Annotated in this window: 16 protein-coding genes; 5 read left to right on the top strand and 11 right to left on the bottom strand. The window is 53.6% G+C overall.

The features are described from left to right. Positions 1 to 387: 387 nt before the first annotated feature. Complete coding sequence (locus tag MVK60_RS06530; RefSeq protein ID WP_297437638.1) at positions 388 to 1,410, top strand: hypothetical protein; 1,023 nt, start codon at positions 388 to 390, stop codon at positions 1,408 to 1,410. Positions 1,411 to 1,414: 4 nt separating this feature from the next. On the opposite strand, the gene MVK60_RS06525 is transcribed toward MVK60_RS06530, so the two are convergent. The 3 genes from MVK60_RS06525 to MVK60_RS06515 are packed head-to-tail and all read right to left on the bottom strand — an operon-like array spanning position 1,415 to position 3,359. Beyond that, entirely contained in the window at positions 1,415 to 1,993 is a 579-nt protein-coding gene (locus MVK60_RS06525) for a hypothetical protein (protein ID WP_297437636.1), read from the bottom strand. After that, positions 1,990 to 2,562: an AAA family ATPase gene (locus MVK60_RS06520; RefSeq protein ID WP_297437686.1), complete on the bottom strand. Its 573-nt coding sequence runs from the start codon at positions 2,560 to 2,562 to the stop codon at positions 1,990 to 1,992. Before MVK60_RS06520 ends, MVK60_RS06525 begins: the two co-directional genes overlap by 4 nt. Further along, entirely contained in the window at positions 2,559 to 3,359 is an 801-nt protein-coding gene (locus MVK60_RS06515) for a hypothetical protein (RefSeq protein WP_297437685.1), read from the bottom strand. Before MVK60_RS06515 ends, MVK60_RS06520 begins: the two co-directional genes overlap by 4 nt. 124 nt (positions 3,360 to 3,483) lie before the next feature. On the opposite strand from MVK60_RS06515, the gene MVK60_RS06510 reads away from it, so the two are divergent. Then, the gene (locus MVK60_RS06510) at positions 3,484 to 4,074 is read left to right on the top strand and encodes a hypothetical protein (protein ID WP_297437634.1); all 591 of its coding nucleotides are present in this window, start codon (positions 3,484 to 3,486) and stop codon (positions 4,072 to 4,074) included. Between the two features lie 59 nt (positions 4,075 to 4,133). Here the strand turns inward: MVK60_RS06510 and pyrI are convergent, their stop codons facing one another. Both pyrI and pyrB read right to left on the bottom strand, forming a co-directional pair. Continuing rightward, positions 4,134 to 4,589: an aspartate carbamoyltransferase regulatory subunit gene (gene pyrI, locus MVK60_RS06505; RefSeq protein WP_297437632.1), complete on the bottom strand. Its 456-nt coding sequence runs from the start codon at positions 4,587 to 4,589 to the stop codon at positions 4,134 to 4,136. A 132-nt stretch (positions 4,590 to 4,721) separates the two neighbouring features. Next, positions 4,722 to 5,648, bottom strand: coding sequence for an aspartate carbamoyltransferase (gene pyrB, locus MVK60_RS06500; protein ID WP_297437630.1), 927 nt, complete (start codon positions 5,646 to 5,648; stop codon positions 4,722 to 4,724). 122 nt (positions 5,649 to 5,770) lie between these two features. On the opposite strand from pyrB, the gene MVK60_RS06495 reads away from it, so the two are divergent. Both MVK60_RS06495 and MVK60_RS06490 read left to right on the top strand, forming a co-directional pair. Next, entirely contained in the window at positions 5,771 to 6,685 is a 915-nt protein-coding gene (locus MVK60_RS06495; protein WP_297437628.1) for a thiamine-phosphate synthase family protein, read from the top strand. Between the two features lie 34 nt (positions 6,686 to 6,719). After that, positions 6,720 to 7,133 (top strand): secondary thiamine-phosphate synthase enzyme YjbQ, encoded by a 414-nt coding sequence (locus tag MVK60_RS06490; RefSeq protein WP_297437626.1) that lies wholly within the window; start codon positions 6,720 to 6,722, stop codon positions 7,131 to 7,133. Positions 7,134 to 7,441: 308 nt separating this feature from the next. Here MVK60_RS06490 and MVK60_RS06485 read toward each other — a convergent pair whose 3' ends face one another. The 3 genes from MVK60_RS06485 to MVK60_RS06475 form a co-directional block, all read right to left on the bottom strand. Further along, positions 7,442 to 7,711, bottom strand: coding sequence for a PLDc N-terminal domain-containing protein (locus MVK60_RS06485; protein ID WP_297437624.1), 270 nt, complete (start codon positions 7,709 to 7,711; stop codon positions 7,442 to 7,444). Positions 7,712 to 7,771: 60 nt separating this feature from the next. Next, on the bottom strand, positions 7,772 to 9,118 hold the full coding sequence (locus MVK60_RS06480; RefSeq protein WP_297437622.1) for a cyclic 2,3-diphosphoglycerate synthase: 1,347 nt from the start codon (positions 9,116 to 9,118) through the stop codon (positions 7,772 to 7,774). Positions 9,119 to 9,296: 178 nt separating this feature from the next. After that, positions 9,297 to 9,734, bottom strand: coding sequence for an aminoacyl-tRNA deacylase (locus tag MVK60_RS06475; protein WP_297437620.1), 438 nt, complete (start codon positions 9,732 to 9,734; stop codon positions 9,297 to 9,299). Positions 9,735 to 9,798: 64 nt separating this feature from the next. Here MVK60_RS06475 and MVK60_RS06470 point away from each other — a divergent pair, with 64 nt between their 5' ends. Further along, positions 9,799 to 10,254 (top strand): alanyl-tRNA editing protein, encoded by a 456-nt coding sequence (locus tag MVK60_RS06470; protein ID WP_297437683.1) that lies wholly within the window; start codon positions 9,799 to 9,801, stop codon positions 10,252 to 10,254. Here the strand turns inward: MVK60_RS06470 and MVK60_RS06465 are convergent. Genes MVK60_RS06465 through MVK60_RS06455 form a run of 3 tightly spaced genes read right to left on the bottom strand, consistent with a single transcriptional unit; the run spans position 10,251 to position 13,269 of the window. Beyond that, positions 10,251 to 11,042: an extradiol dioxygenase gene (locus MVK60_RS06465; RefSeq protein WP_297437618.1), complete on the bottom strand. Its 792-nt coding sequence runs from the start codon at positions 11,040 to 11,042 to the stop codon at positions 10,251 to 10,253. The two genes, MVK60_RS06470 and MVK60_RS06465, sit on opposite strands and share 4 nt — an antisense overlap. Before the next feature lie 5 nt (positions 11,043 to 11,047). Then, entirely contained in the window at positions 11,048 to 12,178 is a 1,131-nt protein-coding gene (thrC, locus tag MVK60_RS06460) for a threonine synthase (protein WP_297437681.1), read from the bottom strand. A 2-nt stretch (positions 12,179 to 12,180) separates the two neighbouring features. Continuing rightward, the gene (locus tag MVK60_RS06455; RefSeq protein WP_297437616.1) at positions 12,181 to 13,269 is read right to left on the bottom strand and encodes a hypothetical protein; all 1,089 of its coding nucleotides are present in this window, start codon (positions 13,267 to 13,269) and stop codon (positions 12,181 to 12,183) included. Positions 13,270 to 13,303 lie beyond the last annotated feature (34 nt).

Raw genomic sequence — 13,303 nt, 5'->3', positions numbered from 1 at the left:
TAACCCTTGAGGCACATACGGAGGAGAAGGCTAAGAAGCTGATGGAGACGGCGGAGGGGCTGATGAGGGGAGCAATAAAGAGGGCCTAACCGACGAAGTGAGTTTGTTTTAACCTTCTTGCAATCTATTTCTTGAACCGAAATATATATATCCTTTAAAGTTCTAATAATATTGATGATGCTCTTTAGGAGGTGACATCCTTGCGGAAGTTGCTTGCAGGTTTCCTTATAGGAATTTTTTTTAGGAGGACTTCTATTTGTTTATGGCCTTCCAAACAACAACGATTCGAAGATTTTAAATCCACCGTTGGCCCCATCCATCAGCCTTGTAAGGCTTTCGTCCCAGAACTCAACGACCTTTCTCATCACCGGCAGGGGTGGCTTGGCCTTGGATCCCTCCCTTCTTGCCGGCGAACTCAAGGTCATCGCCTCGCGGTTTGGTGGAAAAATTCACGTCCTGGCGATCCCTCTGAACGGGAGGGGAACGGTGATAGTTGGCTATGGCATAAAGTTCTTTAACGACGACAGGATAGCGGTGAAGGTAATAAGGGCTCCGGTCTCCAAGCTGGGCCTTATATCACGGGATGAAGTGGTGAAAAACCTCGGAAACTGGGCCAGGGAGAAACCGTACTTTCACCCTGACATAAGGGCAATCCCACTGGGGATGCCCAAAGGCTACGAGGGCAAAGCGGTTGACGTTGCGACAGGTGGGGAAACCATCATTCCCCAAACCACCTCGACGCCATACTGGCACGACTTTGGACCAGTTGAGGATCAGAGAATAGACCCTCCCTACGGCAACATCTACATGGTTTACCATGTCTGGGGCTTGTGGAACGATGGAAACCCCAACAGAGAATGGATAGCCGTTGCCGGAGATGGCACCACAGGCTTGACAAACAGTTACTATCAGATAGAACCCGGAATTGAGCTAAAGGACTATTTTGATGATAACAACTACGAGGAGTTCAAGACGAAGGAAGCAAGGATATCTCACAAATGGGACCTTGATCCCTCCCTCAAACCAACCCTGGGAGCGGTTAACCCAACGACGATACCGGGGGAGACCACGATAACAACAGGGGTCGGGGCCGAGGGAGCTTCCATATCCTACACTGTGGTGATACCCGACGAGAAAATGCTTTCCTATACGAACGGCGTCAATCCAGGAGCTGATTGGGTTTTGGAATTCAACCCCAATGCAGATTGTGCAAAAACAACCTTCAGCACGATGGTTGGTTCGGTTGCCAGCTTTGACCAAAAGGCCCTCCACGACGGGAAGTGGCACAGGATAGTCGAAGTTGATTTTCAGGTTACTTTTCAAAAATCTTACCTGGAGTGGAATATACTATCGAGAACGGAGGAACATACAGCTAGCATGGGGTTTACATGGCTTTTGAAAGTTGGATAACCGGCTAACAGGTTTTCAATTTTTCTTCCATTTCTTTTATACTACCCTCTATGTCATCCTTGTCGAACTCGACGTAAACCGCCTCTGGGAACCTCGCCATTAGAATTTCAAACAGTATTCCGGGCACTTTCACCAATTTGAAACCCTGTTCTTTGACTATCTCCCTCGAACGCTCTATCCTCTCCCCCTTGTCCATGTAGAAGAACTCCTGCATCGTTCTGTAGGGATAGCTTTCCGGGTCGCTTGAACTCGTGTGGAAGATCCCGCAGGTAGGGGAGCCCCTAACGCCGATGAAGACGATCTTTTCGGGCTTTTCCTCGGTCAGGGCCCTTCCGATGAAGTCGGCTATTGCCTTGGCCCTCTCACGCATGCCGAGTCTCTCGTAGACCTCCCTGCTCGCCGGTGCCCGCGGCCAGCCGATCAGCTCGTACTCGGGGCATGGGTATGTCAAAACCTGCCAGCCATCACCGAGCTCTCCGATCAGCTCCCTCAGGAGCCTCGCTGTCATATATTCCTTCTCCTTAGGTCCGCGGTAGACGTAGAAGGGACTCAGCAGGCAGGGGGCGATGATGAGAAGCTTCATCCGATCACCTCTTCAATTATCCCCCCGACCTTCTCCCTCAGCTCTTCCAGAGTTCCCTCGTTGATTATCACGTAGTCGGTCAAACCCTTCAGCTCTCTCGTGTGATATAAGCGCTCCTCGGCGTCGTCCATCGCCTTGAAGTCGGCGAAGCTCTTTATGCCCTTGTCCTTGCTGGCCTTTCTCCTCATCAGGCGCTCGAACCTTATTTCTGGCCTTGCCTCGACGTAGATGATCTTCCCGCCGAGTCCCTTCACGGCCTTTATCTCCCCCTCGGAGCGGACGCCGTCTATGACAATGTTCTTGCAGTGCTTCATCTTGTCCACGGCGAGCCTTATGAGGATGTCCCCGCCGTAGGCCTCCTTGAGGTACTTCCCGAATTCTATGAGCCTGTCCCGTGTCGGCTCGGCCTTCTCTGGCAGCTCTGGAATCCACGAGTAGTCCGAAACGTTGTGGGTCAGCAAATCAATCAGCGGGTCGCTGCAGGAAACCCTGCAGAATCCCCTCTCCTCGAAGAACTTTGCAACCGTCGTTTTCCCTGCCGCGATCTTTCCAACGACACCGACTATCATTTTCTCCACATCCTCCAGATTAGATTTGCCCCGTCAGTGGACTCCATCAGCCCCTCATAGACAAGGGCGGTTATGAAGTCAATGAGAGATCTTTTATCATAAATCACCGGCTTCTCAAACCCGAAGAGATACTTCAGCTCAAAGAAACCTATATGAAAAAAGCGCATGGGGTTGAGGAGAGCTGTGCCATCTGCAAACTTCAGGTCAAAGGGAAAATCGGACATTATTATCTCCGCACCAGTCCCTTCAGCCAGCTCCAGCAGCTTCCCCTCATCCGGGTGGAAAAGCTCCCGCGGGTGGCCTTCAACAGCCTCATAAGGAAGTCTGGGAAAGGTATGTTTTATGCCCACTGCTATATACTCCATGCAGAAGCTTTCAGCAAATCCAAGGAGGGCTTTTGCGTTGAAGCTCAGAAAAACCAGCCCCTTTCTGTCCGTTTTCACAGCCGGCCATTTCCGCGGTGGAAACTTCATCTCGGCTTCCACCACGGGCAGCAGAAACTCCAGATGAGTTCCCTTAATCCTCCCAGCATTTCTTTCGAGCTTTCTCCTCTTTATCCCAAGGTCGAGGCTGGAATAAACCGTAACCTGTCTGACTCCAAGGCTCTCGCGGAGCTTTCCGATGACGAAGCTGTTCCCTATAATGACGCTCTTGTCCGTCCTGTCGTGGGCTATTATGAAGAGCTTGTCCCCCTCTTCCTCGTATCTGATTTCATCTATCCTGAACGGGGTATCGGGAAAACCGTTCTCACGCCTTATCTCCATGACCAGCTCTGATATTCCCTCGACCGTGAACATGGCCCCCTCCAAGGTATCTCCAGGGCTCTGCTTTTAAGGGTTCTTTTTGGATTCCCGAACGTATATTCCAGATATGGAACAAAAATTTATAAATTGTGGAACAGAGTTGGCGCGGTGGTGCTGGATGCGGATGAGCTCCAAGGAGATAGCCATTGTGGGAATCATGCTCGGTCTCTCGCTCATGCTGGAGGTTATTCCCGTTGAGATGCCAACCATGTGGGGGATGAAGATTGACCTGGTGGCGGTTCCGATAGTAATGGTCTACCTGATGACCGGATTCTTCGGAGGTTTGACCGCTGTTTTTCTGCTTTTCATAGGCCTGAGCCTGGTGTCTCCCAGCAGCTGGCTTGGGGGTTTCATGAAGGCCAGTGCAACTCTAACGGTTCTACTTGGCTTTGAAGCGGCACGCTTGATAACCCGTTTTGACTTTGAACGGGCGAACAGGAGAGGTGTCGTGCTCTTTGGGGTCTTGGCGTACCTCCTTGGGGTCTCCATTAGGATTCCGCTGATGGTGGCGTTCAACTACTACTTCGCCATTCAGATGTTCCTCGGGATACCCCATGAAAGGGTTGTTCAGGTTGTTGAGGAGTGGACCCACGTTCCCTTCTGGGTGGCGATTGGCCTCCCCAATGCCGTTCAGAGCATAATAGATGTCTTCGTAAGCCTCGCGGTGACGTTGCCCGTGCTGAGGAGGCTTCCCCACATCATGGAGTAGGCTGGCTAATTTCCCCGGTTCATGCCATCCACAAAGGAAAAAGAAAGGTTGCAGCCTCCTCAGAGGTTGCCGGGTATCTCCTCACCCTCTAAGATCCTCTCGCAGTAGTGGCAGCGGAGCTTGAGCGGTTTCCTGCTCTCGACCCTAAAGCGTGGCTTCACGTACTCGTGGTTGCTGATGCAGTTGGGGTTCGCGCAGCGAAGGATTCCGGTTATCTCGTCCGGAATCTCGACCTTAAACTTCTCTACTATCTTGTAGTCCCTGACGATGTTGACGGTCGCGTCTGGAGCTATGAGGGCAATCTTGTTAACCTCTTCCTCGCTTAGGTAGCGACCCTCGACCTTGACGATGTCCTTTCTGCCGAGCTTTTTACTGGGGACGTTTGAGGCTATGAGGAGCGTTCCTCCGTTGGGCTTCGTCAGGCCGAGAATCTCGATGACCTTGAGCCACTTTCCTGAGGGAATGTGGTCTATCACAGTCCCCTCTGGGATTACCTCAACCTTGAGCTCGGGCATTTACAGCACCCCCAAACAGCCCTTGCCTTCGCAAGCGCTGGCGGAAAGTGTTGGGGTCTCATCAACGTGCTCGACCCTGATTGCATCCCCCGAACCATCAAAGGTGGGATGCAGCCTAAAACTTGCAACCATTCAGAGCACCCCCAGCGTTAGGCCCAAAAGGGTCATTCTAACGGGAACACCTGAAAAGACCTGCCTGAAGTATAGCGCGTGCTCGCTCTTGTCCACCTCTGGGTGAATCTCGTCCACCCTCGGGAGCGGGTGCATGACCTTGAGCGTTTCCTTTGCTTTCTTCAAAAGCTCGCAGTTAACCTGATAGCTCCCCTTGACCTTGAGGTACTCCTGTTCGTCCGGGAAGCGTTCGCGCTGGATTCTCGTCACGTAGAGCACGTCGAGCTCCGGAACAGCCCCCTCAAGATTGGTAGTTTCGTGGACTTTAACTCCTCTTCCGCGGATCTCCTCGACGATGTGCTTCGGCATCCTCAGCAGTTCGGGTGAAATCATGTAGAGCTCGATGTTGTAGAAGGCCAGAGCCCCCGCCAGGCTGTGGACGGTTCTCCCGTACTTGAGGTCGCCGAGCATGCCTATGGACAGGCCGTCAATCCTTCCAAAGGCGCGCCTTATCGTGTAGAGGTCGAGCAGAGTTTGAGTCGGGTGCTGGTTGCTCCCATCGCCGGCGTTGATCACCGGTATCTCCGCCACCTCCGCGGCGAGCCTCGCGGCTCCCTCCATCGAATGGCGTATGACTATGACGTCGCTGTACTGCTCGACGGTCTTTATGGTGTCCGCCAAACTCTCCCCCTTTCTGACGCTCGTGCTCGATGCAGAGGAAAAGCCTATAACCGAGCCGCCGAGGCGGTGCATGGCGCTCTCAAAGCTCAGACGGGTTCTCGTTGATGGCTCGAAGAAGAGCGTCGCGAGGATTTTTCCCTTCGCGTAGTCGAGCGAGCCCTTCTCTTTGAGTTCCGTTTCAAGCCTTTCGGCAACGTCTAAAACAAACTCAATGTCCTCTTTGGAGAAATCCCTAACGCTTATCACGTTGCGTCCTTTCCAGTTCATAGAAGCCCTTCTGATGTAAAAATCGATGGGTTTTTAAGCCTTTTTTAACATAAACCTGTAAACGGCAATGATTTAAACCCTGAGTGTAGATTTTAATAACTGAGTTGTTAAGGGTGATCATTGTGAGGACTCCCGCCGTCTACATAGCGGATGAGGTCATGCCTTTTCTGCGTGCCCGGATAGCTGAGATGCTGTACCGCGCCGGAATGACGCAATCCGAGATATCAGACTACCTAGGCATAACCCAGGCAATGGTTAGCAAGTATCTGTCAGGAAAGTACAAAAAACCACCTGAGGAGCTGGCCGAAAAAATTGGGGATGTGGCTGAGGAAATTTCAAAGTTCATCCTCTACGGGGGGAGTAAAGAGGAGGCTACTGTTCTTCTCTCCAGGCGCCTTGTGGAACTGTTCCAGAGCGGGTTCCTCTGCAGATTTTATTCGAGATACGCCGGCATCAGTGAGGAGGCATGCCGCTCGATATATTCGGTACGGAGGGGCCGTGGTGATGTTCTTGAAAAGCTCGATCTTGCCCTCCGCAACCTTTTGAGGCTTGAGGCATTCTCGGGGCTCATCCCTGAGGTTAGAAGTAACTTTGCCTACGCTCTACCCTTGCCAAATGGTGTGGAGGATGTTGCCGCTGTCCCAGGGAGGATTACCAATGCCAAGGGGAAGCCCTACGCCCTGCCTCCGGAGTTTGGAGCGAGCAGATTCACCTCCCGAATCCTTGTGGAACTCGCTGAATTCCGTCCCGAGCTGAGAAGCGTCCTCAACATCAGATACGACGGTGATGTACGGCATGCCCTAGAGAAAGCTGGATTCCGGGTGGCCGTTGTAGAGACCGGAGGGAGAAAAGGGGAGGACGCGATAAAAGAGATCACGGGGCCCTTTAAACATGATGTTTACGATGCGGTGATCGATCGAGGAGGGCATGGCGTGGAACCTATGGTTTATATCTTCGGCAGGGATCCGTTTGAAGTGATTGAAAAGCTCAAAAGGCTTATGAAGTATATTCCACTCACAACATCGCCGCAAACTTAATAGGTCCTGCCCTGGAGTTCTGGTCGGTGATGGTATGGGAACCCACACGGAGCATCTTCACTTCTCAACGAGGGGCGAGATTGATCTGGTTGATATAACCCTGGAAGTTGAGAGGGTCGTTGAAGGAAGTGGGATCAAGAATGGGGTGGTCATCGTTTTCGTTCCCGGGGCAACGGGAGCGATAGTCACGATAGAGCACGAGTCCGGCCTTCTTGAGGACTTCAAGCGGGCTCTGAAGGAGCTTATCCCCAAGGGCAAAGGCTACCTCCACGACAGGATAGACGACAACGCCCACAGCCACCTTCGTGCCACGCTCCTCGGCGCGAGCGAGTGCTTCCCCGTCGTTAACGGCAGGCTCGTGCGCGGAACTTGGCAGCAAATCTTCTTCGTGGAGCTTGATGTGAGGCCAAGGCACAGACGCGTTGTAGTACAGGTTGTAGGGGAGTGAGTTCCAAAGAAAGAAAGGCACACCCCCGTTTCGAGCACGGTTACATCTCTTGAATACCTGCCTTTATCTCTATCTTCCCCGCATAAGCCCAGGGTTGCCCATCGGAATGCCACTTATTGTTCCCGACTTGAGAAGTGCGGGTTCTCAGGGCTTAAAAACCTCGATTGGAATTCCGCTCTGTCACCCTTCCTGAGCTGAATCACAAAAAGCCTTAAAGGGGGTAATAACCCGCCCAAGTTCATCGGCTCCGCCTTCGGCGGCACTCCCCGGGCAGAATAAGTTGTCGTCACTCCCTAAAAGGCTTCCGGTCAGTACACTATGGGTTCTTCCGGGGTTTCCGGAGGTTCCAGTGGTTTCTCTTCGTACTTATCCTCTCGCTTGATCACGAGGTAGTACACCAGTGCCCCGAGGACCGTGAATAGAAACGCCAGAACAACCCAAAGGACCTTCTCAATGTCTGGCATCTTTTTCTGCTTCGTGAAGACGTCGTAGATCACCCACACGAGAGCCGCGAGCTGGAGAATCATCAGGAGGAGGCCGAGTGCATATATCGCGCCGAAGAATGCCACCTCGTCCATGGGATCACCATAACGAAAACGAGGGAAATAAATAAAAGGTTTTCCCCAGTTCTGGAGAAATCACTTCTTGAGCTTCTCACACTTCTCGACGAACTCCTTGAGCACATCTTTGAGCTTCGGCTCGCCGATCTCCTCCAGCTCGTAGCGGACGCGGACGGCCGGCTTGTTGAGCTTAACCACGCGCCTGAGGTCTATTGGGGTCCCTATGACGACGACATCGGCGTCTGCGCGGTTGATGGTCTCTTCGAGCTCCTTGATCTGTTTCTCGCCGTACCCCATGGCCGGCAGGATGACGTCGAGGTGGCTGTACTTCCTGTAGGTGTCGACGATCGAGCCGACGGCGTAGGGCCTCGGGTCGATTATCTCCTTGGCCCCGTACTTCTTTGCCGCTATGTAACCTGCACCGTACTTCATGCCGCCGTGGGTGAGGGTTGGACCGTCCTCTACGACGAGAACGCGCTTGCCCTTGATGAGCTCCGGCTTGTCCACGTAGAGCGGTGAGGCACCGTCGATGACGACTGCGTTCGGGTTGATCTTCTCGATGTCCTCGCGAACCTTCTGGATGTCGTCTCTGTTGGCGCTGTCAATCTTGTTGATGATTATGACGTCAGCGGCGCGGAAGTTGGTCTCACCTGGGTGGTACTTGAGCTCGTGGCCTGGCCTGTGCGGGTCAGTGACGACTATCCAGAGGTCCGGAACGTAGAACGGGAAGTCGTTGTTTCCTCCGTCCCAGAGGATTATGTCTGCCTCCTTCTCGGCCTCGCGGAGGATCTTCTCGTAGTCGACGCCGGCATATACAACCATGCCCCTGTCGATGTAGGGCTCGTACTCCTCGCGCTCCTCGATGGTGCACTCGTACCTGTCGAGGTCCTCGTAGGTGGCGAAGCGCTGGACCATCTGCTTCCTGAGGTCGCCGTAGGGCATCGGATGCCTTATAGCGACGACCTTGTAGTCCATCTCCTGGAGGAGCTGGGCGACCTTCCTGCTGGTCTGGCTCTTTCCACAGCCGGTTCTGACTGCTGTAACCGCTACAACGGGCTTGGTGCTCTTGAGCATGGTGCTCTTCGGGCCGAGGAGCCAGAAGTCGGCACCGGCACTGTGAGCCCTGCTCGCGAGGTGCATGACGTGCTCGTGCGGAACGTCTGAGTATGCGAAGACAACGACGTCGATGTCGTGCTCCTTGATTATCTTCTCCATGTTGTCCTCGCTGAGGATGGGGATCCCGTTCGGGTAGAGCTCTCCAGCTAGCTCCTTGGGGTAGACCCTGCCCTCAATATCCGGAATCTGGGTTGCGGTGAAGGCAACGACCTCGTAGTCGGGGTTGTCCCTGAAGAACGTGTTGAAGTTGTGGAAGTCCCTACCTGCGGCGCCCAAAATGAGAACCCTCTTTCTCTTCTTTTCGGCCATGGTGACCACCTCAAAAGTTTTTAATACGGCACTGAAGTCTCGTTTTTGGCATTTATAACGGTTTTTGTTGAACAAAGAAACCTTTTGGCAGGATTTCTTCGGTAGTGGCCTGAGAGGACTGAAAAACCTTCAAACGTCGGCATCTTTTCTACCGTGGGAGGCAGGATGTCGTGGAGACTTAATCTTTTACTTCCCGTATCTCGGCCTTTTGATACTCCGCGATCTTCTGTGGCCTTATCCTCAGCAGTTTATCCACGGCGCCGCCTCCGCCGATGACGTACTCGTTCTCCAGAACCCGTGAGTCAATTATCGTTCTTAGCGGCACCCCGACAGGTGGAACCCCACCCACCTCGTATCCCGTGAGTGCTTTAACCTCATTCGGCCTCGCGAAGCGACAGCTTCCGAAGAGCTTCCTCAGCTTTCTCATGCTGACCATTGACTCCCCGTCGACTATGACGAGTAGCGGCCCCCTCTCGCTTATTATCACGAGCGACTTTATAACCTGCCTTGGGGATGCACCGGTTCCCCTCGTGGCCTGCTCAACGGTCTTTACGGGTCTTCCAATGTGGAGCATCTCCGCCCCCAACTCCTCTGCGATTTCCTTAAGCTTCACCATGACGATCCCTGTACAACTTCGTCGCAACCGTTAATAAGTCCTCTGCAGATGTCCCATGATGCCTATGCTATCGGTTGAGATCAAAACCCATACCGCCCTGCACGTGCTTAAGGGCGCGGTCGTCAAGGTTCTTGGAGAAAAGGCCAGATGGACAGCAAGCGTTTACGTTAAAGGAAACCGGGGTAGGTTAACCGTTAAGTTCAGCAGAAAACCCACTCCAGGGGAGGTAGAGGAAATAGAGCGCCTCGCCAACGAGAAGGTTAAGGAGAACGTCCCGGTTAGGGTTTACGAGCTGCCCAGGGATGAGGCCGAGGAGCGCTTCGGCGAGGATATGTACGACCTCTTCCCCATCCCGGAGGATGTAAGAACCCTCAGGGTCGTGGTTATCGAGGGCTGGAACGTGAACGCCTGCAAGGAGAGGCACACGAAAACGACAGGTGAGATAGGGGAGATAAAAATCAGAAAGGTCAGGTTCAGGAGAGCCAGAGAGCTGCTTGAGGTGAGCTTTGAAGTTCTTTAGTTCTTCCGCACCCACAGCACTCCTGCCATGCCGAAGTACGTCGGACAGGCGTACGCTGAACTTTTCAGTTCGAATTCCGTCTTTCTCATCGCTCCGAGCATTATGAGCATTTGCCAGTAGCTGTCCACAAGTGCTTTCCTCACGAGCTCCTGGGGGATTTTTGGCAGTTCCTCAAGGCGGTTCTCGTTGATCAGCTCCATGATTAGTTTGTCGTAGGTTTCGCTCTCCTTCACCCTTCCGTACGGGCCGTTTTCGTCGTGTCCGTGTCCGTGGTCGGCGCTTATTATCAGCGCGATCCTCTCTCCGCTCTCCTCAATGACCTTTCCTAGCACCTCTCCGAAGTCGAGGAGGGATTCTCTGCTCAGGCTTCTTGCGGGTGTTAGGAGGACCAGCGGCTTCTTCTTCAGGAAATGGAGTGGTATGAGTTCGCCCCATGTCAGCGGCCATCTTGAATACCTGCCGCTCCCGCTGGCGAAGTGAAGGTCAACCACTGGAAATCTGTGCTCTCTGGCTTTCTCGTATATACGCCTCGCAAGCTCTCTGTTTGTTTCCCATTCCCCCGGAAGCTCAACTCCATCGAAACCGAGCCAGGAAATGAGGTGTTGGGCCATGACCACCCCCAGGTGCTCGCTCATCCTGACGTTGTGCGGGCTGATGAGCACGTAGGAGTCGACATCCGAAAACGTTTCTCCAATTTTTTCGAGCACCCGTGCCAGCTTTTCAGTTTCCTCATCCTCCGGTTCTAGAACCGGGTTTCCGTGGGGCATCAATCCTATTCCAACGAGCATTTTTCTCACCTCAGGCAGTTTTTCAGTTCCTCAAGAGGGCACTCTCTTATCTCGCCTTTTGGAGAGGTTTTGAGCGTCTTCAACCCTGAACCAGTGAGTATAGAGACGACCTTTGTCCCTCCCGGAAGGTCGAGCTTCTCCAACGCCGCTATGCCCGTAGCACTCGCCGGCTGGACAAAGAGACCTTCGTCGGCGAGCTTCCTCTGCGCTTCAAGTATCTCCTCGTCGAAAACGGACATACATTTCCAGCTAAAGTCCCTCATGAGCATCAGAACCGCGTTCCCGCTCGGCGGATATGGGTTGGCTATGGCCTTGGCTATCGTTTTGGGACTCTGAAAGCGCTCTATTTTCGTTTTCCCCTCGCGGAAGGCCTTACATATCGGTGGGCAGCCTTCAGCCTGGATGGCGATGAGGGTGGGAACTGTATCGATGAGTCCGCTCTCGTGGAGCTCGATGAAGCCCTTGGCTATTCCCCGGAAGAGCCCGCCGGAGCTGGTCGGGATTAGAACGTAGTCAGGGCTTATCTCCTCTGCTATCTCGAAGGCTATGCCCTTGTAGCCCTCGATTCTAAAGGGGTTGTCGGAGTTCATGAAATAGATCCCGAGCTTTTCTCCCAGATTCAGGCTCTCGAAGTAGAGCCTCCCGTAGTCGCCGTGAACCCTAATGACCTCGCCGCCGTAAACCGAAACGGCCCTCAGCTTCTCGTCGCTCGCGCTCTCGGAGACGAGAATCCTCACCTTCAGCCCAAAGCGTGAGGCGTAGGCCGAAACGCTCGCCGCCATGTTGCCGGTTGAAACCGTTCCGACTGCCCTGTAACCTGCTTTGAGAGCGTAGCTCATCGCCAAGAAAGTGCCCCTGTCCTTGAAGCTCCACGTCGGGTTTACGGTCTCGTTCTTGAGATAGAGCTTTATCCCGAGCTCCTCTCCTAGCTTTGACCTGATGAGAGGTGTATCGCCCTCGCCGAGCGAAAGCCCCAGCTCAGGCTTGACCGGCCAGAAGTCCCAGAAGCGTTCCCAAACCGATTTCCCTATGTATGGTTCCCCGGTGAGTCTCTCGAACTCGACCGGTTCGCCGCACTCACACCTCTGAACCGGCCCATCGTATTGTCTGCCGCACATGGGACACCTGAGTCTCATAATCATCCTCTCCTCTCCGATTTCAGGGTGACAAAACCTCCCCCCAGGCTTACCGTGTAGTTCGCGTACGTGTTGCCTCTCATGAGCGTCTGGAGTTCTTCCGTGAACTTCCTGGCCGCGCTTCCGTTCTGGAACTTTACCTTCCACAGGAGGAGATATTCCTCACCTTTCCTCGCCAGAATGAGGCGGTCCCCCTGCCAGGAGGACGCGATCCGCCAGGCGGTATCGTTCTCAACCCCGTGATCCCTCATCAGGATGTAAACATAGAACTCTCCCATCCTGTCGTCGTAGAGAACATTCCAGCCCGCAGGCGACTGAACGCTTACGTTCACGGGTGTCACGTTGGTGAGGTAGAGTTGTGGATGCATTATCTGCGCTGTGCTCACCGGGTACCTTTTGTATGCCCCGTTGACGAGTTTCCATCCGCCTTTTTCGTAGAGGTAGCGTACGAAGGAGTCGCCGAAGACGTAGGGAAAGATGTTTATGTCGGTTACGGGATCGCCGCTCAGGGATGTTATTTTGTGGATCGGGATGCTGTTTCTCTCACAGTATATGTCCGCAACCAGATCCGCGTCCCCTTCAACGAGCGCCCTTACCGCCAGTGTTCCATCAAATGTGCCTGCCCCGTACTTTGCGTTGAACCACTGCTTCTGAAGGACGTGTACGGACTCGTGGGCCAGCGCCCTACGGGCCGTGTCCGGGTTGCCCAGAAAGTTCTCCCTGATTATGTATATCCTGTCCCCCACTGTCGCCGCCATCCAACCGGCCCTCTGCTCTTCCTTCCTCTGTAAGAAAGGATAATTGGGCCTTATGAGGAGACTCATCTTGTACACGTGCTCCATCATCCTCAGGGTCTCCAGGTCTTCCTTCGAGGGCTTCCACATTGCCAGGGCCTCCGCCCTGCTTATCACTATGATCTGGGGTTCTTCCTTGAACTTCAGCCCCCTTATCTCCTGAACTTCCTTCAGGATCTCCTTGGCCTGCTGTAGAACGGGTTCGGTCTCACAGCTTACCCTAACGGCGGCGTACGTGATGGTGAAGAAGAGGAGTACCAGCACCACTGCGACCAGCTTTTTTCCGGATCCACTCATGGGATATGGTGGGGTGAAAAAGGTTAAAAGACTT

The organism is Thermococcus sp. (assembly GCF_026988555.1).
Lineage (GTDB): Archaea > Methanobacteriota_B > Thermococci > Thermococcales > Thermococcaceae > Thermococcus.
Note: the sequence above shows the minus strand (reverse complement) of the source record. Positions and strands in the feature narration are given on the sequence as shown.